General features: G+C 46.6%; 18 protein-coding genes. 12 read left to right on the plus strand and 6 right to left on the minus strand.

The features are described 5' to 3' along the window. Positions 1 to 151: 151 nt before the first annotated feature. From L5M51_RS09080 to L5M51_RS09090, 3 genes are all read left to right on the plus strand, one after another. Positions 152 to 1612 (plus strand): sigma-54 interaction domain-containing protein, encoded by a 1461-nt coding sequence (locus L5M51_RS09080; protein WP_105250005.1) that lies wholly within the window; start codon positions 152 to 154, stop codon positions 1610 to 1612. 172 nt (positions 1613 to 1784) lie between these two features. After that, positions 1785 to 3257: a cytochrome c oxidase accessory protein CcoG gene (ccoG, locus tag L5M51_RS09085; protein ID WP_263172406.1), complete on the plus strand. Its 1473-nt coding sequence runs from the start codon at positions 1785 to 1787 to the stop codon at positions 3255 to 3257. Between the two features lie 522 nt (positions 3258 to 3779). Further along, on the plus strand, positions 3780 to 5381 hold the full coding sequence (locus L5M51_RS09090; RefSeq protein ID WP_263172408.1) for an AMP-binding protein: 1602 nt from the start codon (positions 3780 to 3782) through the stop codon (positions 5379 to 5381). Between the two features lie 138 nt (positions 5382 to 5519). Here the strand turns inward: L5M51_RS09090 and L5M51_RS09095 are convergent, their stop codons facing one another. The 4 genes from L5M51_RS09095 to L5M51_RS09110 all read right to left on the minus strand — a co-directional run bounded on the left by L5M51_RS09095 (position 5520) and on the right by L5M51_RS09110 (position 10944). After that, positions 5520 to 7424, minus strand: a complete 1905-nt coding sequence (locus L5M51_RS09095; RefSeq protein WP_263172410.1) for an ABC transporter transmembrane domain-containing protein — start codon at positions 7422 to 7424, stop codon at positions 5520 to 5522. Positions 7425 to 7642: 218 nt separating this feature from the next. Beyond that, a complete protein-coding gene (hutZ, locus tag L5M51_RS09100) occupies positions 7643 to 8200 on the minus strand; it encodes a heme utilization protein HutZ (protein ID WP_028761546.1) in 558 nt (185 codons plus the stop codon). A gap of 36 nt (positions 8201 to 8236) precedes the next feature. After that, positions 8237 to 8818 (minus strand): heme utilization cystosolic carrier protein HutX, encoded by a 582-nt coding sequence (hutX, locus tag L5M51_RS09105; RefSeq protein WP_263172411.1) that lies wholly within the window; start codon positions 8816 to 8818, stop codon positions 8237 to 8239. Between the two features lie 35 nt (positions 8819 to 8853). Then, positions 8854 to 10944, minus strand: coding sequence for a TonB-dependent hemoglobin/transferrin/lactoferrin family receptor (locus L5M51_RS09110; RefSeq protein ID WP_263172412.1), 2091 nt, complete (start codon positions 10942 to 10944; stop codon positions 8854 to 8856). Between the two features lie 348 nt (positions 10945 to 11292). Between L5M51_RS09110 and L5M51_RS09115 the strand changes: the two genes are divergently transcribed. From L5M51_RS09115 to L5M51_RS09145, 7 genes are all read left to right on the plus strand, one after another. Then, on the plus strand, positions 11293 to 12180 hold the full coding sequence (locus tag L5M51_RS09115; protein ID WP_263172414.1) for an energy transducer TonB: 888 nt from the start codon (positions 11293 to 11295) through the stop codon (positions 12178 to 12180). A gap of 136 nt (positions 12181 to 12316) precedes the next feature. Then, positions 12317 to 13072 carry a MotA/TolQ/ExbB proton channel family protein gene (locus L5M51_RS09120; RefSeq protein WP_113939886.1) on the plus strand — a complete coding sequence of 252 codons (756 nt, stop codon included), beginning with the start codon at positions 12317 to 12319 and terminating at the stop codon, positions 13070 to 13072. After that, entirely contained in the window at positions 13069 to 13506 is a 438-nt protein-coding gene (locus L5M51_RS09125) for an ExbD/TolR family protein (protein ID WP_263172415.1), read from the plus strand. Before L5M51_RS09120 ends, L5M51_RS09125 begins: the two co-directional genes overlap by 4 nt. 190 nt (positions 13507 to 13696) lie before the next feature. Continuing rightward, positions 13697 to 14590 carry an ABC transporter substrate-binding protein gene (locus L5M51_RS09130; protein WP_411569246.1) on the plus strand — a complete coding sequence of 298 codons (894 nt, stop codon included), beginning with the start codon at positions 13697 to 13699 and terminating at the stop codon, positions 14588 to 14590. Positions 14591 to 14640: 50 nt separating this feature from the next. Further along, on the plus strand, positions 14641 to 15657 hold the full coding sequence (locus L5M51_RS09135) for a FecCD family ABC transporter permease (protein WP_219235177.1): 1017 nt from the start codon (positions 14641 to 14643) through the stop codon (positions 15655 to 15657). Positions 15658 to 15667: 10 nt separating this feature from the next. Then, positions 15668 to 16507, plus strand: a complete 840-nt coding sequence (locus tag L5M51_RS09140; protein WP_263164224.1) for a heme ABC transporter ATP-binding protein — start codon at positions 15668 to 15670, stop codon at positions 16505 to 16507. 114 nt (positions 16508 to 16621) lie between these two features. Next, positions 16622 to 16966 (plus strand): DUF2956 domain-containing protein, encoded by a 345-nt coding sequence (locus L5M51_RS09145; protein WP_263164226.1) that lies wholly within the window; start codon positions 16622 to 16624, stop codon positions 16964 to 16966. A 46-nt stretch (positions 16967 to 17012) separates the two neighbouring features. Here the strand turns inward: L5M51_RS09145 and L5M51_RS09150 are convergent, their stop codons facing one another. Further along, positions 17013 to 17402 (minus strand): hypothetical protein, encoded by a 390-nt coding sequence (locus L5M51_RS09150; protein WP_251071146.1) that lies wholly within the window; start codon positions 17400 to 17402, stop codon positions 17013 to 17015. A gap of 743 nt (positions 17403 to 18145) precedes the next feature. Further along, positions 18146 to 19684, minus strand: coding sequence for a leucyl aminopeptidase family protein (locus L5M51_RS09155; protein ID WP_263141643.1), 1539 nt, complete (start codon positions 19682 to 19684; stop codon positions 18146 to 18148). Between the two features lie 219 nt (positions 19685 to 19903). Here L5M51_RS09155 and L5M51_RS09160 point away from each other — a divergent pair, with 219 nt between their 5' ends. After that, positions 19904 to 21364: an aminoacyl-histidine dipeptidase gene (locus L5M51_RS09160; protein ID WP_131523865.1), complete on the plus strand. Its 1461-nt coding sequence runs from the start codon at positions 19904 to 19906 to the stop codon at positions 21362 to 21364. Between the two features lie 244 nt (positions 21365 to 21608). Continuing rightward, entirely contained in the window at positions 21609 to 22163 is a 555-nt protein-coding gene (locus L5M51_RS09165) for a cache domain-containing protein (RefSeq protein WP_028761558.1), read from the plus strand. Positions 22164 to 22204 lie beyond the last annotated feature (41 nt).

The following is a 22204-nucleotide window of genomic DNA, read 5'->3' on the forward strand; positions in this document are numbered from 1 at the left end:
CACCAAGTAAAATGTACTCGAACGGCAAAAAGTGTGAGCAGAAAAATCACCAAAGAAAAAATGCTTAAAGGGCATAATCAAAAACACGATATATCGCGTCACAGTACTTAAGGTATACTCAGAAAATACCGCCAAAACCAGAGTAAGACAGATGACCAATAAGATTTCAGTCAATAATGAAAAATCGATAGATAAGCATTTCTTACCGGAAAACCAGTTACTGCTCAACGCTGTCGGCGAAGGTATTTATGGATTTGATTTAAGCGGTAATGCGGTGTTTATCAATCCGGCAGCCGAACGCATGACGGGTTGGAAGAATGAAGAGCTACTCGGTAAAAACATCCATAACTGCCATCATCACAGCCATGCAGATGGCAGTCATTATCCCCAAGAGGATTGTCCAATTTACAACACCTTAAAAGATGGGATCACCCGAGAAATCACCCACGATGTATTTTGGCGTAAAGATGGCAGTAGCTTCCCCGTTCATTACAGTTCCACCCCTGTTTACCGTGACAATCAACTGATTGGCGTAGTCGCGATATTTCGCGACATTAGTATTCAAAAACAAACAGAGCAGTCATTACGCCAAGCCCTAGCCCAAGTACAAGCGCTCTCGGAGCGACTCGCCTCTGAAAATCATTATCTACAGGCAGAGTTGGCAGATAAAACGGGTGATGTGGATATTTCGGGAGCCAGTACAGTGATCCGCCATATGATCCAGCAATTGCACATGGTGGCCAATACCGACAGTACTGTGCTCATTTGTGGTGAAAATGGCACAGGAAAAGAACTCGTTGCCCGTAACTTACATCAGCTCAGTCGCCGCAAAGATAAACCCATGATCAGTGTCAACTGTGCCGCGTTTTCGGCATCTTTACTAGAAAGTGAACTCTTTGGTCACGAGAAGGGGGCATTTACTGGTGCCACAAGCCGCCGTAAAGGTCGCTTCGAACTTGCTCATCAAGGCACACTGTTCCTCGACGAAGTCGCTGAACTCAGTTTAGAAGCCCAATCAAAGCTACTGCGAGTCATCCAAGAACAATCCTTCGAACGTCTCGGTGGCAGCGAAACCATTCAAGTGGATATTCGCTTAGTCGCCGCCAGTCACCACGATTTACTCAAGCGAGTCGAACAGGGATTATTTAGGATGGATCTCTATTACCGTTTGAATGTATTCCCTATTCAAGTACCACCACTGCGCGCAAGAATCGAAGATATTCCCGAACTCGTCAGCCATATTCTGCACAACTTGAATCGTAAGCTAGGTAAAAAAATTCGTGGAGTGAGCCAAAAAGGGCTACAAAAACTCATGGCTTATACTTGGCCCGGCAATGTGCGCGAACTGCAAAATATCCTCGAACGCGAAGCCATTCTATCCCAAGGAGATATTCTGCAGATCCACGCTATGCCGAGCAATAATCCCTTAGCTCAAACCCAAGGGCAAACCTTAGCGGAAGCGGAAGCGCTGCATATAGAACAAACCCTTAAGCGCTTAAACTGGCGCATATCCGGCCCACTCGGCGCAGCGAATGTCCTCGGTGTGCCCGCAAGTACACTGAGATCACGAATGAAAAAACTGGGGATCCAGCGTCAATCGAGTGAAATCTAATTCAAAACGAGCACACTAAAAACGCGATATATCGCCAATGTGTGATATATCGTGATCCTCATCTAGTTACAATCACAAAATAATTATAAATATCATGATGTTGAGCCAATTAAAACTTGGCCTAGCGCTTGCTATAGGGAGGCGAATCTTATTTAAGCCGTTAGGACCCTTTATGCCCAAGAGCGAAGTTACCCCAAATTCTCCAAGTGTAAATAAGAGTGTGGGCGCGAAACCTGCCTCAGTAGAGCTACACATTCCGGTTAAAAACCTCTCTACTGAAACCGCAGCAAAGAGTCGTCTCCCCTCTGGCAATATCCATTTCCGTGAGCAAAAAGGTGATTTTCAGCGCCTGCGAACCATGATGAATAGCCTATTGATCGTGATGTTTTTCGCCTTGCCGTTTATCTCTATTGATGGCCGCCAAGCAATACTGTTAGATATCAGCCAACAACAGTTTTTTTTCTTTGGTATCACGCTCTGGCCACAGGACTTTACCTTGCTGGCATGGATTTTTATCGCCGCCGCCTTCGGTCTGTTTTTCATTACCGTATTTTGGGGCCGTGTTTGGTGCGGTTACCTTTGCCCACAAACAGCGTGGACCTTTATCTATGTGTGGATAGAAACGCGCATCGAAGGCAGCAGTAATAAACGTAAGCAGCTCGACAAAGCCCCTTGGTCTAGCAGTAAAATCGGTAAAAGAAGTGCAAAACACTTACTTTGGGGTCTAACAGCTCTGCTCACTGGCTGTGGTTTTATCGGTTATTTTATTCCCGCCCGCGAACTTTATGTGGACATATTGACGGGTAATGCCAGCTTCTGGGTGACAAGCTGGGTGTGGTTTTTCGCCATTTGTACTTATCTCAATGCGGGCTGGATGCGCGAGCAAATGTGCTTACATTGCTGCCCCTATTCACGTTTCCAAGCAGTGATGTTTGATGCCAACACTAAAACCGTGACCTATGATGCACAGCGCGGTGAAGCCCGTGGCCCTCGCAAACGTAAACAAGAGAACAATCAAGATAACCATACTTTAGGTGACTGTGTTGACTGTAATTTGTGTGTCGAAGTTTGCCCGACAGGGATAGATATTCGTAACGGCTTGCAATATGAGTGCATCAACTGCGGCGCCTGTGTCGATGCCTGTAATGAGACTATGTTGAAGTTCGATTACAAGCAGAATCTTATCGGCTATATGAGTGAAAATGATCTTAAGGGAGTGAATTACTCCTATTGGCGCTCGCCGCGTTTCTTAGGCTACGGTGCAGCGGTCATTATCATGTTTATCGTCATAGGGTTAGACTTAAATAGCCGCAGCGAGATCCAACTTAACGTGATCCGTGATCGCCAAAGCTTGTACCGTGAAACCTCAGATAATAAAGTTGAAAATACCTATCAGCTGAAGATCCGCAACAAGACACAAGATACTAAGCAATATCAACTCGCCGTCGACAGTGAAATGCCCTTTAGCTTGATTGCCGATCCTATTATTACCTTGGCAGCGGGTGAACAAGTGGACTATCCCGTCACAGTATTAGCCGATAAGGATGCCATCCCCTCGGGGCGCAAAATGATCCAATTCTCGGTGACGGATGTTAAACAACCAACACAACAAGTGAGCCAAGAAACCGGATTCTTCAGTCCTTAGCACTGGGCTTTTAGCGCTTAATATGAGTTACCGTAACATTGGTCATCATCAAATTAACTACCCAATCGGCGCTTGAGGAATCAACTCAAGCGCCGGTTAAAGGCAGAAATTCATCCCCAAATGACAACCTGATCTTTAACGTCTCATACATCGGAATCAAACCTTAAACGCCTACAAAGCTGAAAATTTCCCCGTTAAACGGCGCATAGACAAAGCAAATTGAGCACATTCAATCTTAATCCTTAGAAACATAACGGTTACAAATTTTAAATTGTCTTTCCTTCAACTCTTATTTAGGTTTTGTGGTTCATTAGATAACTAAGATTCTAAGATAACTAAGCTATAGTTAAGCACTTAGCTTTAGAGTAAAAATACTATTTTTTACATAAAGATACCGTTATTGGCATAAAGATGTTTTTCGCGATAAGCATTGACCTCTAGTGCTAACACCCTCTAATCTAAACACCTGTTTAACTCCAAAATAATAACAACTAATAAACATCATCTTTGAGGTAGTTCAGCATGGCATACGATCAAGACTCTCAACTCAAACTAAACTACTCATCACTGGTCGATCTGATCGAGAAAACCAGCCTGCGTTACGGTGATAAACCCGCCTATGCCTGTCTCGGTAAAACCAGCAGTTTTAACGAGATAGAACGCGATTCTCGTTACTTTGCCGCCTATTTACAGAATAAGACCACACTCAAACCGGGCGATCGCATCGCCATTCAATTGCCTAATATCACCCAATTTGTCATCGCGGCCTACGGCGCAATCAGGGCTGGGCTTATCTTAGTTAACACTAATCCCCTGTATACCGAGCGTGAGCTCATCCATCAGTTCAATGATTCTGGTGCCAAAGCGATCGTGGTTTTATCCGATCTATTACCGACCTTAGCCAAAGTCATCGACAGCACCAAAATAGAATATGTCATTTCAACCCACCCTTTAGATTTGATCGATCCGCACGTACAGCCTAAGACAGGCCTGAAGAATGTGGAGTTTTGCCAAATTTTAAAACAAGGCGCAGAACTCCCCTTTAGCCGATTTATCTCAAATCTCGACGACCTCTCGGCGTTGCAATATACGGGCGGCACCACTGGATTATCTAAAGGTGCTATGTTGACCCACGGCAATATGCTCGCTAATGCGGCGCAGGTAAAATCCCGCATCGCGAGCGTGATCACCGAAGGGGAAGATATCTTCGTTGCACCGCTACCGATTTACCATATTTATGCATTTATGGTGAACTTAGTGCTGTATTTCGAGTGTGGCGGCTGCTCGGTATTAATTCCAAATCCACGGGATATTAGCGGCTTAATTAAGACACTCGCCAAATATCCCTTCACTGGATTTGCGGGACTCAATACTCTGTTTGTCGCCCTATGCCATCAACCCGAGTTTAAAGCACTCGACTTTAGCCATTTAAAAATCACCATCTCGGGCGGCACAGCACTGACGGCCGCGGCAGCCAACATTTGGCAACAGACGACAGGCAACATGATCAGTGAAGGTTATGGGCTATCTGAAACTTCGCCGGTGATTTCACTCAATGCACCCGGTTATCAAAAACTAGGCACTATTGGTAAACCTGTGATTGGCACTGAGGTTAAACTCTTAGATGAAAACGACATTGAAGTGCCCTTAGGTAAGGCCGGAGAATTAGCCGCACGCGGCCCACAAGTCATGCGGGGATATTGGAATAATCCGCAGGAAACCGCTAATGCTATGACTCAAGAGGGTTTCTTTAAAACCGGTGACATTGCCATAGCAACGGCGGAAGGTTTCCATCAAATTGTGGATCGTAAAAAAGATATGATCATAGTCTCAGGTTTTAATGTCTATCCCAACGAAGTGGAAAACATCCTAGCGAGCCACCCTAATGTGATCGAATGCGCCGTGGTGGGAGTAAAAGATGAACACTCGGGCGAAGCGGTTAAAGCCTTTATCGTACTAAAGGATGATAGCCAAGATCATCAACAGGCTAAAGAGGCCATTCTAACCTATTGCCGCGAGCAGTTAACCGCCTATAAATTGCCAAAAGTGATTGAATTTATGGCGCAATTACCTAAGAGTACCGTAGGTAAAATTCTGCGCCGCGAGCTAAAAGATAAAGCTTAGAGACCGCACTTAAAGTGCAGTACTTAAAGTGCCGTACTTAAAGACAAAGCTGAGTAACAGAGCTTAGCAACAAAAGCACAATAAAAGACCCAGTGACCGAGCTTAAGTGTTTAAGCTAGCGACTGGGTTTTATTTTACCTAAATGGTCTCATTCAAGGCGCTGGCATTGGCCTCTTCGGTTAACAATTGCAGACTGGCAAATTCACGATATAACGCATTAGATTGCATCAGCTCTTGGTGGCGACCGCTGGCGACAATCTCGCCCTTATCAAACACAAAAATCCTATCGGCATTGATTACCGTCGATAAACGGTGAGCAATAATCAAAGTCGTTTTACCCGCCATCAATACATCCAGCGCTTGCTTCACTTTCTGCTCGCTTACCGCATCTAAAGCGCTGGTCGCTTCATCGAGTAACAATATCGGTCTGTTGGCTAAAATCGCCCGCGCAATGGCAATACGTTGCTTTTGTCCACCAGAAAGCCGCACACCACGCTCACCTAAATAGGTTTGATAACCTTCAGTAAACTCGCTAATAAACTCGTGGGCACGGGCCGCAATACAAGCATCAATCACTTCTTGCTCGGTCGCATCGACTCGACCATAACGCACGTTTTCAAGTACGCTAGTCGCAAAAATCACCGAGTCCTGCGGCACTAGAGCAAACTGCGACCGCAACTCCTGCGGAAGAAGATTTGCAATATCAATACCTTCCAGTCGAATACTGCCAGCGCTAGGCACATAAAAGCGTTGCAATAACTGGAACAAGGTACTTTTACCCGCGCCACTTGGCCCGACTAAGGCAACCCGCTCACCCGCGGCAATAGCCATATTGAGCTGTTTTAGCACTAAGGCATCATGCTCTGGATAGGCAAAATTGAGCCCTTCAATCATTAACTCGCCACTGACCTTGGCGGGTAAACTCACAGGATGAGTTGCAACGGGAATATCCACTTGTGTTTCAGCCAGTTCGATTAAACGTTCGGCGGCGCCAGAAGCCCGCTGAATTTCGCCTATCACTTCGCTAATGGTCGCCACTGCGCCCGCAACCATCACAGCGTAAAACATAAAGGCAGATAACTCACCGCCCGTCATCTTACCCGCCATCACATCGTGGGCACCGACCCAAGTCACCATAGCAATTGCGGCGATACTTAAAAACATCACGGTTGAGATCAATAAGGCACGGTAACGGATCCGGCCACTGGCCGCAGACATGACATCTTCGACGCGGCGATTGAACAAGCTACGGTCTTTATCTTCATGCCCATAGGCTTGTACCGTATGAATTTCATGAAGTGTTTCATCAACATAAGCGCCGAGATCAGCAACCCTATCTTGGCTTTCTCGCGCCAGCGTACGGACTTTGCGACCAAAAAAGATCACCGGCCCTAACACTAAGGGCACCGCCAACAACACCAGCAATGTCATCTTAACGCTAGTGATACCCATCATGACTAAACCACCAAGAACAGTTACGCTAGAGCGCAGCGCCATGGACAGACTCGAACCCACCACAGTTTGTAGCAAAGTAGAATCGGCGGTAAAACGGGAGATCACTTCACCAGTGCGTACCTTAGCGTAAAAGGCGGGAGAGAGTTTAAGTAGTTGATTGTAAACCGTTAGACGAATATCGGCGCTGACCCGCTCGCCAAGCCAAGTCATCAAGTAGAAGCGGCAAAACACAGCTGTGCCACTGACGGCGGTAATCCCGAGTACTAACAGTATGATTTCATTCAGCCGCTGCGCATTGTCACGCACAAAGCCTTCATCAACCATTAAGCGCACACCTTGGCCTAATGATAGCCAAGCGAGTGACCCTATCATCAAGCAGATAATCGCCGCGACAACTTTCAGTTTGTAGGGTTTAAGAAACCCCATAATCCAAGGCAATACCGATCTTTGCTGCGCCGAGGTCCATTTAGCCTTTGATGTATCAGCGCTTGTTGTAGGCGTGACTGGAATTAACTTTTCGGGCAATGGCTCAGCTCCCTCTTTAATGGGTTCAGATGATTTGGCGAGTTCGTGTGTCGGCTCGGTCACGGGTGGCATCCTTAAGGTAGGTAAGGCAATTCAAATATAACATCAGCATGAATGAGATCATCTGCAGCCGTTAACCGCGCAGCATTGCTTAAAGCATATAAGTGAGATGCTACCTCTTGCAGTGGAATTCAAGGGCTGTGTGGTTTTACTCAAAAGAAAAGCATAAAAGAAACCCGCAGCGAGTGCGGGTTTCTTTTATTGCCATCGCTTAGGGCGACTTAAGCGACTTGCTTGTTTTCCGGCGTTTTTGGCGTGCCGTGGTGGCCATCGCGCTTCCAATCCACATCTAACAACTCTGCGCCGCTCAGGCTAAACGCTTGGCCAAAACCTTTGACGTAAAGACCCTGATGGGGCGCGAGCTTATATAAGTTAAAATCGGTTAACGCCGCAAGGTTATCGGACATTTCGCCAAAACGTGCCGATAACACTCCAACACCTTTACTGAAGGCGGGCGTATCGCGAGGCACTGCCTCGGCAATCGCATCGAAGGTTAAACGCTTGCGGGCAAAAACCGATTTGGCCGCAGTTTCGTCTTCAACTAACATCACAGAGACCTTAGATGAGTGCTTTAAATTATGACCATGACGGGCTAAGTCACTCACCAAAATATAAAAACCATCATCAGCCAGAGCGAAGGGCGCATAGCTCGCATTCGGCTGGCCATCTGTGCCAATGGTGGCCAGTTGCAAGGTCTCGCGCTGCTGTTTAAAGGCTTCGATTTCGGGTAAGAGTTTGTCTCTTAAACGTTGTTCTTGTTCGGTAATTTCAGGTTTCATTTACTGTTTTCCTTAATACTTTTGTTAATGCTCAATTCAGAGGTGTGATTGCACCGAGGCAAAGGCAGTCGCGAGCGCTTTAAATTGGCGAACTTGCTCAGGAAACAGTGCTCTTTGTTTATCACGGCCTAAATACACTTTGAAAACCACCTCACCTTCACTGCCGAAAAAGTTAATCGAATGGCTCTCGCTGCCTCTAAAAGGTCTGCTGATCAAGGCGATGCCACTCATGGCATCTAATTTGAGATGACCATGCAAACCGTCCCCCTTGCTGTAGAGGTTGTAATAACCGTGGGCGTATTTTCCCTCGGGAAAATCCCCTTTAAATTCAAATACGCTGCCAGATAACATCACAATAGTGGTTAATTTTCCCCATTCGGGTAAGGCTTGCAGTAATGTATCGAGCTGAGTTAACGGAACAAACACCACTTGTTCGGGCGGCAATGCAGCAACCACTTCGAGCTCGGCAATGCCTAATTCACTGGCGAGCTGTGCTGGCATTAAATCAGCTTGTTGTTCAAATCGTTGTCGCAATTGCGCCTGTTGCTCACTTAACTGACGTTGCTCAGAGTTTAAATCTGGCGCGACATCGAGCTCGGTATCGAGTGTCATTTTCATTTTACTGTCTCCAGCGGTAGTGACTATTGAGTGGCTTAGAACATATATCGCGCCGATAACTTCATATTACGACCCGGTTGATACAAGGTTTGCCACGCTTGTTGATACTTCTCATCACCGATATTTTCGATTGCGAAATCCACTCTCACACCCGCCATCGCGCCCATAGTCGGCTCCCACGCTACATACACATCCCATAGGGTGTAATCGTCGTATTTCGCCACTTTAAAGCCGTCAGGCGTATTCGACTGAGTCGCCACATAAGTGACGCGAGTGCCGAGTTTCATGTCGCCTTCCATAATGCCTTGGGATAAATCGACATTGAACTTATTGGCGGGTATACCTTCTATGTCATCGCCCGTTTGACGATCTTCGCCATGGGTTTGGCCGTAATTTATCGCTAATCGAGTTTGGCCAATACGGTAACGACCGCTAATTTCAAAACCTGTTAAACGTGCATCTTCAACGTTATTCCATGAGGTCGTTTGCTCGAATCCAGGAATGCCACGCCAAGGATTAGACACTTGCTGCACGATAAAATAGTCCACATCGTTACGGAAAACGTTAAACGTTAGCGCCAGTTCATCATTACCCGCTAACTCACTGAAACGTAAGTCCGCTTTGATTTCTTTATTGCGCGCAGTCTCTGCTTTTAGATCCGAATTCACCGCGAAGGTGTTACATAAACCTTGGGGTAAAAATCCGGGGATTGGCGGGATACAATAATGGGTGCCGCTGGAGAACATTTCCTCTACCGTAGGTGCGCGAAAGGCTTGATCGTAACGGGCGCTTAAGGTCAGCCAAGGCTGAGTCTGCCACACCAAGCCAAGCGATGGTGATAACTCATTGTCATCTGAGGATAAGTTGAGATTATGGCTGTCATTTTTAAAGCTGTCATAACGCAGACCCGCATCAAGATTTAACGTCTTAGTCAACTCAATATCTGCCCGCGTAAAAGCGCCCCATACTGTGGTTTCGCCATCGATATTCTCTGGACGCTGGCCCACTTGGCCCGAATCATCACGCGTCGTTTCTATGGTATCGCGAAAACCATCGACCCCGTAGGTCAACAGAGTATTACCTAAACGCGAACTGTTATTAAGGTTAATCCCCACAGTGCGGAACTCAGTACTGTCTTGCTGACCTTTCGTAATACGGTCTTCATCGTAGTCGGTACTGTTCCAATACACTTGCATCTTAGTATCCAGATACGGGTTATTAGCAGGATTGAGACTGTAGTTTAGGGTGAGGTTTTGATCGTCAGTTTTGCGACGCACCAAAGGCACTGAACTACTCACAGCAGCAGAAGGATTACTCGGTACTAATTCATTGTTTTTGCTGGCTCTTGCAGATAACTCTAACCGTGATGCCTCGTCGGCTTGCCAACCGAATTTAGCTAAACCACTGCTGCCTTGGGATGCACTGTTGTTTAGAGTTTCGTCATTACCAGTTTTTATATTGTTTGAATCGTAATAGGAACCATTGAGTAACCAATCGATGCTGTCTTGTTGACCATAGATAGCGCCACTGGTTTTAGTGCGGGAGCCATTGGTCTCATAACCTTGTTTGAAATAGCCACCAAAGGTCTCATCTGGCGCTAAAAAATCTTGTGCCGACTTAGTATTCTGCGCTACGACACCACCGAGGGCACCACTGCCCCACAAGCTACTCGCAGGGCCGCGCAGCACTTCGATGGATTTGAGCAACTCTGGGTCCATAAAGTAGGTACCTCTGTGACCAGAGCTGGTATTTTGTCTTGCACCGTCAATTGTTTGCAACACACGATCGCCACTTAAACCACGGATTTCAACCCCTTGAGATGAAGCTCTTGGGCCATTAGTCAACGTAATATTCGCCTCATTTTTAAGGGCATTAGCAACTGATGATGCTTGGGCGACCGTAAGTTGCTCTTCATCCACCACTGCCACGCTACGGCTGGTTTCGGAGGCTTTTTCACTGATGCGTGTTGCACTCACCAATACTTCATCAAATTCAGTCGTGACCAGTTTTTTATTCGCATCCTGTTGAACAACGGGCTTAACACTTTCCTCTGCCGCTAACGTAAAACTTAGGGCCGTACCACTCAGTGCTATCGCCATGGCGATCACTAACGGCTTTTTTTTCATCTCTTCATCCTCAAGTGATATTCAGCTGTTTCCGTACAATTTATTACTGAGCCTAGACTCTCTTCCAGACGCCAATACTTTCGAGATTTAGTCTGTTACAGATGTTCCATTCCAGATTTGGCCCTTTCGAGATTGAGCCTCTTCCAGATCGAGCCCAAGGCAATCAGTACCCATAAAGTAGGATAAATTGTCGGTTTAGCTGCTTTTTTAAGCGCTCATTCGAGCTATTGCAGGCACTCTACCTGAGATAATAAAATAGATCAAATGCAAATCATTATCATTTGCGATCTTGTTTATATTGAGATATCTTAATTAGGAAAATGGCTTTCATTGGAAAAAGAGGTTGCTGTGACACCAAAACGATATCTTGCCTTTGGCGCGTTAACGGTTGCCATCCAGACGGGTGTTATCGCCTCGCAACCCGCTATGACTATGCAGCAAAGCGCCCAAACATCGAGCGTAAATCAAGCATCACTCACTCCCAGCGCGAATACTGTCACCCTTAATTTTTCTACCGCGACTAGCGCTGCAAGCAACACGAGTGCAGAGCCCATCAAGCAAACAGACGCCAAAGTAGCAACAGTGAACAGAACAGTGCAAAAAAACAGTACAGCGCAAAAAGTATCAACAGCAGAATCTGTCGATAAGGCGGTTATCCCGAAAACTAAAGCTGATCAACGAATTGACAGCCAACTCGCCAAAAAATCTTCAGCAACAAAACCCACGGCTAACAATCTTCCGAATACGGACCCTTTAGCGACGAACGCTTTAGAACTAAGTGCTTTAAATTCAAGCGCTTTAAACCCAGGTGCTTTAACACATAAGCGACTCGAACAAGTTGAACAACAAACAGAACCCAAAACTGCACAAATGGATTTAATCGCTAACGCAGCCGAAGTTGATGCAAAAGCGACCCCAAATGTAGCCAGTGTAACAACTGACAGTGCCCAAACTAACATAGTGGAATTAGCCAAACCGCTGTTCGCTGCAGCGCCACCGCAACCGACTTATCCAAAAATAGCGCGTAAAAAAGGGCTAGAAGGCACCGCAACCATAGAAGTGATGTTTAACGAACTTGGTGAGCAACTGGCACTGACGTTAGTAAAAAGCTCAGGATTCAGTCTGTTAGATCAAGCCGCGTTAGATGCAGTTGAAAACTGGCAATTTGCGGCGCCAGCGCAAAGGCTAGCGAGTCATTATAAGGTCAGAGTGCCTATTCGCTTCGCGCTCAACTAACAGGCCCAATGTTGCCACTGAAAAGTTAGCCCGTGGAGAGTTAGCTCGTAGGGAATTAGCCACCGCACAACTAGCGTGATTTTTGTTTTACTAACTTACATATAAAACTTATTTTTCAATCGATTGGAGAGGCTTAATGCCCGTAACTGATTTTTCAACCCTACAGACTCAACTCGGCGTGCTCACTTGGCCCTTGTTGTTATGTGCTTTTTTAGCTTTGATGATCTGCCTTGAACGTAGCGCCTTGTTTTTGCATCAAACTCTGCTGTCAATCTGGCCCCAAAAACAGGCCTGGGTAAAAGCATTGCGTCAATCAAGCTCAGCGGCGACCACTGAAAACGTCAGCGCGCTGCTAGCGCAAACCAGCGCACAGCAAGATTTACTCGCCCGTGGCGCGACCTTGTTACTCAAACAAGTCCACCAGCCAAAAGTGCTAAGGGAAGAATTACTCAGTCTGTGGCTCAATAAGCAACAACGCGACTTGCAAGCCGGACTCAAGGTTTTACAAGTGATTGGCATCATTAGTCCACTACTCGGTTTGCTCGGCACAGTATTGGGACTCATCGAAATGTTTGCCCAACTCGGGCAATCACAAGGCCCCGTCACTCCAGCACAACTCAGTGCTGGACTGGGCCTTGCGATGAACACCACAGCTGCCGGACTCATGATCGCCGTGCCCGCCATTACCGCCGCCCATCTTTTTGGGATCTGGGCTCAAGGCCAATGCCTGCGCGCTGGGCATGTGCTCAATCAACTCAATCTCTGGTTAGCGGGTATCGAAGATATTTCAATTGATGCCAATCATTACCAAGCATTCACCCGAGTCAGTAAAACCAGCGTCGAGCAAAAATTGGCATCCAAGCCCCATTCTCAAATTGAGCCACAGACATGATAAGTGCAGATAAATCATTCTTATCGCAGGCTGGCATTGCTTCGCCTGAGCAACTTCCGAGCCTAGATTTAACCGCGTTAATCGACATTATTTTTATCGTGCTGGTGTTTTTACTACTGACGGCAAATAGCCAATTATTGAGTTTGCCGGTAGATGTGCCACAAAGCCCAAGCTCAGCTATCACGGCAATCGACAACAAACAAACAATTGCCATCAATATCATGGCAACAGCGCCTTATTGGGCTATTGATGGCAAAGAGTTTGATGACTTAGCCACTTTTACCACTGAATTTACTGCACATTTTCAGACTATGCCGAAGGCGACGGTTGTCATTGCCGCCGACAAAACCGCGCCAGTGGAACCTTTGATGCAACTGCTTGCACTGTTGCAGACGCAGTCCATCAGTCAGACACAAATTTTGATGGAGCATTAGCGTATCCGAACCCGCCATTTAAATGAGAAAGCAAAAGTCTGATATCAAAAAACGGCATCTAAGCCTGTGGCGAACAAGTTGTATTAGGAGTTTAACCATGTTGTTTCAAGCAACTAAAATACCAGTAAAAAAAGGTTCCAGAGTTCAGCGTTATCAACATAAGCGCACATATAAGACATTAAAAAATTTGATGTTTTTCACATCAGCACTTACGGCCTTACTATCCTCAAGCGTTTTTAGCGCTGAACTGAGTGCCGAGCCAGAGATAAGACTCGTGAGTGCGGGTACAGGAGTCACAGAGCTCGTGCTCGCCCTCGACGCAGGCAATGAACTAGTTGCCATCGACTCCACCAGCTATGTGCCTGAAAGTTTGAGCCATGTGGCTAAGCTTGGTTATCACAGAATGCTCTCCGCCGAAGGCATTATTGCCCTCTCCCCTACGCTGGTTGTCGGTTCAGATGTGATGGGACCTGAAACCACACTAAAGGTATTAAAACAGGCGAATATCCAAGTCGTGCAATTACCCGCAACAAATGATGAACCACAACTGATGAACAATGTGGATACCTTAGGTCACTTACTCAATCGCCAAGAACATGCGGTTAAATTAAAACAAGATTTACATCAACAACTGCAAAGCTTAGCGGGTAAAAAACAACAAGTGCGCGATGCGGGCTCTCAGCCAAAAATTCTCTTCATGCTGTTACAAGAAGGCCGCGGTGCACGGGTTGGCGGTAAAGGCACAGCCGCTGATACTATTATCGAGCTGTCTGGGGCACAAAATATCGCCGAGTTTGATGGCTACAAAAGCATGTCTCAAGAAGGGATTCTGTCCTTGCAGCCCGACATTATTTTGCTGTCAAAGCGTAGCGATAAACCCACAGATCAAACTAATGCACAAATTGCTCAAGAACTGTTGAAAGAGATGCCACTACTCGCCCATACCCCAGCAGGTGAAAACGGCCATATTCAAACACTAGCACCGCAAGCCTTTCTCGGTGGTTTAGGTATCAGTGCCATAGGCGCCGCGGATACGCTCGCCAGCACATTGCTCAAGCAAAACCATTCACAAACGCAGCGATGAGTACAGTTAGCACTAATTAACCCCAGATAAAAATAGAAAGGATATTTGAGATGTTCCTCAACCGCTGGCTCTGGCCGAGTCTAGTCACACTGTTAGCCCTAAGCGGCTTACTCTCGGTCAGCACTGGCCCCGTTAGCATCAGCTTTATCGACGCCCTAAATGCAGTGTTCAATTGGGCTACCCAGCAAAATATCGGCAATATTGCGCCCCACGAGCAACTGGTAATCAACAATGTGCGCTTACCACGGACATTACTGGCGTTAGCAGTAGGCGCTACGCTCGCACAGTGCGGCGCGGTAATGCAGGGGCTTTTTCGCAATCCCTTAGCGGATCCCGGTATTATCGGAGTGTCATCCGGCGCTGCACTTGGCGCAGCCATCTGTATCGTGCTGCTACCCAACGCGAATCCGTTGATGATCCCCATCAGTGCGTTTGCATCGGGATTAGTGACCACCCTTATCGTCTACCGACTCGCCAGCAGCCCAACAGGTACATCGGTCGTATTATTACTTTTGTCGGGTGTTGCCATAGCTGCGCTGGCAGGCGCAGGAATAGGTGTTCTCACATATCTTGCCAACGACATGGCGCTACGTGACTTAACCCTATGGCAAATGGGATCGATTGCAGGTGCGCAGTGGCTATATGTCAGCCTTTGTCTTGTGACCTTAGCGCTACTGAGTTGGCGATTTCACCAAGATGCGGCGGCACTCAATGCCTTGCTGCTTGGCGAATCCGAAGCACGCCACTTAGGGATAGATGTCGATAGGCTCAAACTTAGGCTTATTTTGCTTTGCGCCTTAGGGGTTGGCGTAAGTGTAGCTGCAACAGGAATTATCGGCTTTATCGGCCTCGTCGTGCCGCATTTAGTGCGCATGATGTTAGGGCCAGATCATCGCCAACTGCTGCCCATCAGCGCACTTTTAGGTGCAGCCCTATTGGCATTGGCCGATATCGGCGCGCGCGCTTTTTTACCGCCTGCCGAGTTACCCGTTGGACTCGTCACCGCGCTCATCGGTGCGCCTTTCTTCATCTTTTTACTACTGCAACAGCGCAGTAAGCTAATCTAAGCGAGTTTTTATGGCTGCAACATCCTTTGCAAATCAACCATCACAATCGACAACTTATTCAGCTAAGGCGCAATTTGATCGCACCGAGCTCAGCATTTGTCAGCTCGATGTCAGCATCGGTCCAAAAACCGTGCTCAGTGATATTAATGTACAGTTTCAATCGGGTGCGGTAACCGCCCTACTCGGCCCAAATGGTGCGGGTAAATCCACCCTGCTTAAAGCCCTTTGCCAAGAAATCAGCACACCAAGGCAAAGTATACGACTAGGCCATAGCCAGCTGGCGGATTGGCCTAGGAGCGAGCTGGCAAAATCCTTAGCTGTACTGCCGCAACACGCCAGCCTCACCTTTCCTTTCACTGTGTCAGAAGTCGTAGCAATGGGCTTATATCCCTTAACCATCAGTAAGATAGAAGGTGATGCGTTAGTTACCGAGCAACTGGCGCAAGTGGGCTTAACCCATCTGGCTAAGCGCAGCTATCCAACCCTCTCTGGCGGCGAGAAACAGCGAGTCCAACTCGCCAGAGTCTTAACTCAACTCAGGCAATCGCCGTTTCCGCCCGTACTATTACTGGATGAACCAACATCGGCGTTAGATCTTGCCCAGCAGCACAGAGTACTTGAATTAGCCCAAAACTTAGCTCACCAACAAGGCTACACTGTAATAGTGGTACTGCATGACTTAAACCAAGCCGCGCGCTATAGCGATCAATTAATTGTGTTAAAACAAGGGCGAATCGTCAGTGAAGGCACGCCATCCGATGCTTTGTCGGTTGATACCATTAGGGAAGTATGGGACTACGAGCCTGTATATATCCCCGCCCCACAGGGTGGACATCCACTGATTTTTTAATGGAAAGAAGATATTCATCTTACGTTTTTGAGGTCTAATGTGGGTATAATCGCTGCGTTTACACTTTAGCTATCACCTTTTAGCCACAGCCGCATTAATTTAGGCAGAGCCCAGATGAAACCCACTATCTCGACAGAAACTCAACAAGAAGCACTGGTCGCAGCCAAAGCCACCAAAAAGCCGGGCCAAACCAAAGAGCAAACTAAACTCATTGCCCAAGGGATAGAAAAAGGCATAGCTGAATATAAAAAGCTGCAAAAAGCCAAAGCTCGCGAACGGGATAAAGCACGTAAACAACAGTTGAGAGCAAAATCTCGCACAGTTAATGACACTGATGAACTAGAGGATTCAGACGCATTATTCGAATCTCAACGTCAGTTCACCACCGCGACTTGGATTGCCATAACGCTTTTACTATTAAGTTGGGTAGGGTTTGCCGCATATATCTTTGCAGATTAAAGGCTATGATTTATATATAAAAATTAAAAAATCCATATATCACTTGTTAGGCAATATCCTCTAATACCTTACACACATCATTAATTGAAAAAATATTACCGTTAAGGCTTGCTCGGTCTTTTGATATATTCAGAACGAGCCTAAATACATTGTTCGCATCAGGATAACGGGCAAGCTTTAAAATGATGTCATCACCACTTTCTTCTGCAGACCGAAAATCCCAGCCCTTCCCTGATAAATCAAAAAGCACTTCCGCCGTTTCAGTATTGATTAACACTGGCGCATAAACCCAATGCGACATTCGCATCTCACTGGGGTTGATATCCAGTGTTAACTTACCATTTTGAAAAAACAACTTAGTGTCCATAAACAGTCCCTGAGTAACAAGTATCACAAGCGATAGGCCGATAGCTTGTATATTGAACCCCATATCCATTTATTGTCCATACCACATCACTTCTAACACGAACCGTTTACGCTCATTACATCAGGCAAAACCGTTAAATACTTAAGCGAAAAAAAGACAAAAAAAAGCCTGCTCAATGAGCAGGCAAAGACATATTTCAAGCGTCCCTTTCGGGGAAGTACATTACCGCGCTAGCGGGAAAAACCTGGCATATCCATGCAAAAACATCAATATGCTACTTGAGTCTAAACACGCCAAAAAAGGCGATACAAAGGTTGATGGATGATGGAAACTAAAACTTTAAGGAGGGTTAGGCCTTAAAGCTCATGGCGAATAAACCGCCACGCAAAACATCAGTGTTAAACCAAGTGTTTTGCCAATAAATATGGTTGTTGCCTGTATAAGACATAGTCAATACTCCTAAATTAGTTGTGATTAAGTACTCTAGTGAAGCTTGGCTCGGTTCCTTGGAACTAGAGATTCTCATATCCGTTGAGACGACTTGTCACTCAGGTCCTTGGAGAAAAATATCCATCCTGGATAGACTAGAGAGGAAAGGCGTAGTGCCTAATCCACGAAAGTAATTATATGGATTTGTAGTTTTATTACAACCTTTATTTGTATTTTTTTTGATTAAGGCTTTTTAATGTAATTAAATTACACAATTATAGTGAGGTTAATGGCGATCTGTTTCACAGAAAAACAGAAATAACCCTGTAAATATCTAATAAATAAGATATTACAGAATTATTTCTATTTGTTACCACAAATCGTTAGCGATTGATCAGATATTGATACAAGCCCACCAGCGGACTCGCTGTGGGTTTGCCGTAGAGCGGATCACCTTCTGTTGCACTTCCTGCAATATCTAAGTGTGTGTAAGCCAAGGGAATAGGGGCATTAACCCCATGATCAAATAGCCCCGACGCTTTCAGTAAAAATGCCGCGGGATACTGATGTCCACGGGCGGTAATCGATGATGGCGCATTATTGGAAGATAATATTTCAGCAGCGCCTGACACATCGCGGATCTTAGCGAAGTCTTCAGGGCGTAATGTAGACACTTCAAAGGGCTCACCCCATTGAGTCGCCTGCTGCTGTAAAGTGACAGCGCATTGCTGTGAACTCGCCACAGAGTTTTCCACCGCCGCGGGATAGCTGCCATAACAACGCACGACATGACCTGTGAGTGTTGCTACCGAAAACATCTCAGGCTTCACCGCCGACACGGCTTTGATACGTAAATGGCTCAGTAAATCCGCCAGCACTAAGCGCCCTTCGGCATCCGTATTACCAATCCGCACTCGCACACCCGCATGGCTCGTAATAATTTCATCGGTCACGAAGGCTTCGCTGCCTATGCTGTTACGCACTAAACCTAACTCGGCAATCACTCGAATACCTTTAGGCTTGAGCATTGACAGAGTTTTAAATAAACCCGCCACGGCAGAAGCGCCGCCTTTATCACGACTCATACCCGCCATAGCGCCGCCGACTTTCAGATCGGCGCCGCCGGTATCGTAAATCACGCCCTTACCCGCAAACAGGAAAGTGCGAGTCACTTGACCCTCTGGCAGATACTCTAGTTTCACCACGCGAGGCTGATGACGACCGACAGCAAAAGAAGAACGCGCCACGGCGCTGAGTAGCGGATAATCACGCTCTAAAATATCTCTGTCTTCTACCACTGCGGTTTTGATCACGCTGCCCGCTAAGGATTGCAAACAATAGTCCGCAAAGGCTTTAGCCGACATGCGCTCAGGTTCAGTACCACACAAATCCCGCGCTAATACGCGGCCCGCTTCTAAGGCATTGAGCAAATTGCTGTTATGGGTTGATGAAGATAATAACCCTATGGCCTCAAATGCAGGCGTTAAGCCAGTCGCTTCACGCAGCTCTAAGGTTTGCCACAGTTCTTGACCGCAGGCTAATGCTGCGACTTCAGAGGCAAAACTAAAACGTGAGTCCTTCGATGGCACTACATATAACAATGGACGTTTTGCACCTGCGTCTTTTGCAATGGCAATCGCCGCCCTTGCAGCATTGGCATAGACTCGCACGTCCACATACTCGTCATTCACTTGGGTGACAGGGGCAATGATCAAACGCCCTCCCGCAAGCCCTGGGGCAAACAGTAATATCGGGCTCTTACCCACGCGCTTATCCACGTGGGCACCGTGCTGAGCCAATAAACCTATCTCATCAAAACCGATAGAATCCAGATCGGGCGTCACCACCACAACCGCATCCCAGCCTTCACCATCAAAAATGGCATTTTCTGCTTTTACATCAACGAAGTTAACTTGAAACATGACCCATCCTTTTTCATTATTGTGCCTGCATTATTCCCGCTCTATCGCTTAATTACCAATCTAAAAGTGGTACCGACACTCCCAGAAAAAATCGAACTGGAAACTTTGGCTGCCAGCTCACCAAAAGCCTGTGACGCTGAGATTATTTGGCTGCACAGAATGTGGTAGAATGGCCACAAATTTGCCCTATACTCACAAGACCTTATGAGGGACACTCAAGTGACAGCCTTAAGTCAGTTATACCCGCAGCCATTATGGCAATGGTTCGAACAAATTTGCGCGATTCCCCATCCATCTAAGCATGAGCAAGCCTTAAGCCAGCACATTCAAGCGTGGGCTAAAAGCAAACAACTTGCCGTCGTTGAGGATGCCGTTGGCAACGTGATCATCCGTAAGCCTGCGACGCCGGGTATGGAAGATCGTAAAATCGTGGTTATTCAAGCCCATATCGATATGGTGCCACAAAAAAATGCCGATAAAGTGCATGATTTTACTAAAGATCCTATCGAAGCTTATGTCGATGGCGATTGGGTTAAAGCCAAGGGTACAACCTTAGGTTCAGATAACGGTATTGGCATGGCATCGGCTTTAGCCATTTTAGGCTCTGATGATATCAAGCACGGCCCATTAGAAGTGCTGCTGACGATAGATGAAGAAGCGGGCATGACAGGCGCCTTCGGTTTACAGGCTGGCATGTTAGACGCAGACATTCTGATCAATACTGACTCAGAGCAAGAAGGTGAAATCTACATGGGCTGCGCCGGCGGTGTCGATGCTCAAATCACCCTGCCTATGGTGTGGCAAGCCTCTGAGCAAAGTTACTCAGCCTTTAGCCTGCACTTATCTGGCTTAAAAGGGGGTCACTCTGGGGTGAACATTCACTTAGGTCGTGGCAATGCCAACAAGCTATTGGCGCGTTTCCTCTTTGAAAACGCAGATGATTTAGCGTTGGAGTTGACCCAATTTAGCGGCGGTTCACTGCGTAATGCGATTCCACGGGAAGCCAACATCAGCTTTATGTTGCCAGAAGAAAACGTCAGCGCCTTAAACGAAAAAGTCGCTGAGTTTGAAGCGCTTATCCGCACCGAACTCGCCATTGCCGATCCCGATATGCGTTTAGTGTTAAACACTATCCCAACACCAAAACGTGTGATGAGCGAAAACAGCCAAAATACCCTGATCGATTTGCTGCATGTGTGCCCGAACGGCGTGATCCGCATGAGTGATGAAGTCGAAGGTGTGACTGAAACCTCGCTCAACGTTGGCGTTATCAGCACTAACGATGAAGAAGTCACTATCCTGTGCCTTATCCGCTCGCTGATCGATTCTGGCCGTACTCAAGTCGAAGGCATGTTAACTGCGCTGACCAACTTAGCCGGAGCCGATATCGATTTAAGCGGTGCTTACCCAGGCTGGAAGCCAGATAACAGCTCACCTGTAATGGCGATAGTGCGCGAAACCTATCAAGATATTTACCACAAAGAGCCAGTAATCATGGTGATCCATGCGGGTCTCGAGTGTGGTCTATTCAAGAAACCCTATCCAGACATGGACATGGTCTCGATTGGCCCCACCATTCGCTATCCACACGGTCCAGACGAAATGGTAAACATCACCACAGTCGGCCAATATTGGACATTATTATTAGCCGTACTCGAGCGCATTCCAGTCAAGGCTTAATGTTCTAACCTTACCCTAGCTCACTCAATTCAAGGCCATATCTGCTCAAGTCAGATGTGGCCTTATTTTTTACCGCGGATTCTATTTGTGTAGAAATGCCATCGATAAAATTTTTATGAAAGAACTGAATAACTTGAATTTTCTACTATAGTTGTTCTGTCTGACCCTAACGTATTTTTGCTTATCGCGCTTTTAGAGATAACCGCTTTCCCCTTCAATACTGTGACCTTAAGGAATAGAGAGCATGAAATTTGGTAAAATCTTGTCAGCCGCTGCACTACTGCTCAGCAGTAACCTCAGTTTCGCCGAAGAAGTCCCCAAAGCCGTTATAGACCTAGCCGATTCACTGATGCCATTAGGCAGAGAAGTGGTACTGGTGAATGCTGTTAAAGCGCAAAATGCCCAAGGCAAAAGCTTAGATTCAATCAAAACATTAGATGAAAAATGGATTGCCACCGCAGGTATTGATGACTTTATGTCATCCCTGATGAACAACGAAGCGGCCAAGTTTCTCACGACCTTCGAAGCCAGCAAACCTTACTACCAAGAAATTTTCCTCATGGACAATCAAGGCGCGAACGTCGCCATGATCAGTAAAACTTCAGATTATTGGCAGGGTGATGAGGATAAATGGCAAAAATCCTTCGCCAATGGCAAAGGCGATAAACACATAGGTCCGGTCAAGTTTGACGAGAGCTCCCAAGCCTATCTAGTACAAATTTCTATTCCAGTGATGGATGGCGATGCTGCAATTGGCGCTATCACGATTGGGATCAACCTAGATCAATTTGGACTCTAATTACCAGAGAACGCCAGTGATGGGCTGCATCCTCTTACCAC

The organism is Shewanella sp. SM73, from assembly GCF_025653795.1.
Lineage (GTDB): Bacteria > Pseudomonadota > Gammaproteobacteria > Enterobacterales > Shewanellaceae > Shewanella > Shewanella oncorhynchi.

Bases quoted from the DNA above. Each gene is read 5' to 3' on its own strand.
- L5M51_RS09080 (WP_105250005.1), top strand. From the start codon at position 152: ATGACCAATAAGATTTCAGTCAATAATGAAAAATCGATAGATAAGCAT.
- hutX (WP_263172411.1), bottom strand. From the start codon at position 8,818: ATGAAAATGACACTCGATACCGAGCTCGATGTCGCGCCAGATTTAAAC.
- L5M51_RS09090 (WP_263172408.1), top strand. From the start codon at position 3,780: ATGGCATACGATCAAGACTCTCAACTCAAACTAAACTACTCATCACTG.
- L5M51_RS09150 (WP_251071146.1), bottom strand. From the start codon at position 17,402: ATGGATATGGGGTTCAATATACAAGCTATCGGCCTATCGCTTGTGATA.
- L5M51_RS09110 (WP_263172412.1), bottom strand. From the start codon at position 10,944: ATGAAAAAAAAGCCGTTAGTGATCGCCATGGCGATAGCACTGAGTGGT.
- hutZ (WP_028761546.1), bottom strand. From the start codon at position 8,200: ATGAAACCTGAAATTACCGAACAAGAACAACGTTTAAGAGACAAACTC.
- ccoG (WP_263172406.1), top strand. From the start codon at position 1,785: ATGCCCAAGAGCGAAGTTACCCCAAATTCTCCAAGTGTAAATAAGAGT.
- L5M51_RS09130 (WP_411569246.1), top strand. From the start codon at position 13,697: ATGTTTTTCACATCAGCACTTACGGCCTTACTATCCTCAAGCGTTTTT.
- L5M51_RS09140 (WP_263164224.1), top strand. From the start codon at position 15,668: ATGGCTGCAACATCCTTTGCAAATCAACCATCACAATCGACAACTTAT.
- L5M51_RS09145 (WP_263164226.1), top strand. From the start codon at position 16,622: ATGAAACCCACTATCTCGACAGAAACTCAACAAGAAGCACTGGTCGCA.
- L5M51_RS09125 (WP_263172415.1), top strand. From the start codon at position 13,069: ATGATAAGTGCAGATAAATCATTCTTATCGCAGGCTGGCATTGCTTCG.
- L5M51_RS09165 (WP_028761558.1), top strand. From the start codon at position 21,609: ATGAAATTTGGTAAAATCTTGTCAGCCGCTGCACTACTGCTCAGCAGT.
- L5M51_RS09120 (WP_113939886.1), top strand. From the start codon at position 12,317: ATGCCCGTAACTGATTTTTCAACCCTACAGACTCAACTCGGCGTGCTC.
- L5M51_RS09135 (WP_219235177.1), top strand. From the start codon at position 14,641: ATGTTCCTCAACCGCTGGCTCTGGCCGAGTCTAGTCACACTGTTAGCC.
- L5M51_RS09155 (WP_263141643.1), bottom strand. From the start codon at position 19,684: ATGTTTCAAGTTAACTTCGTTGATGTAAAAGCAGAAAATGCCATTTTT.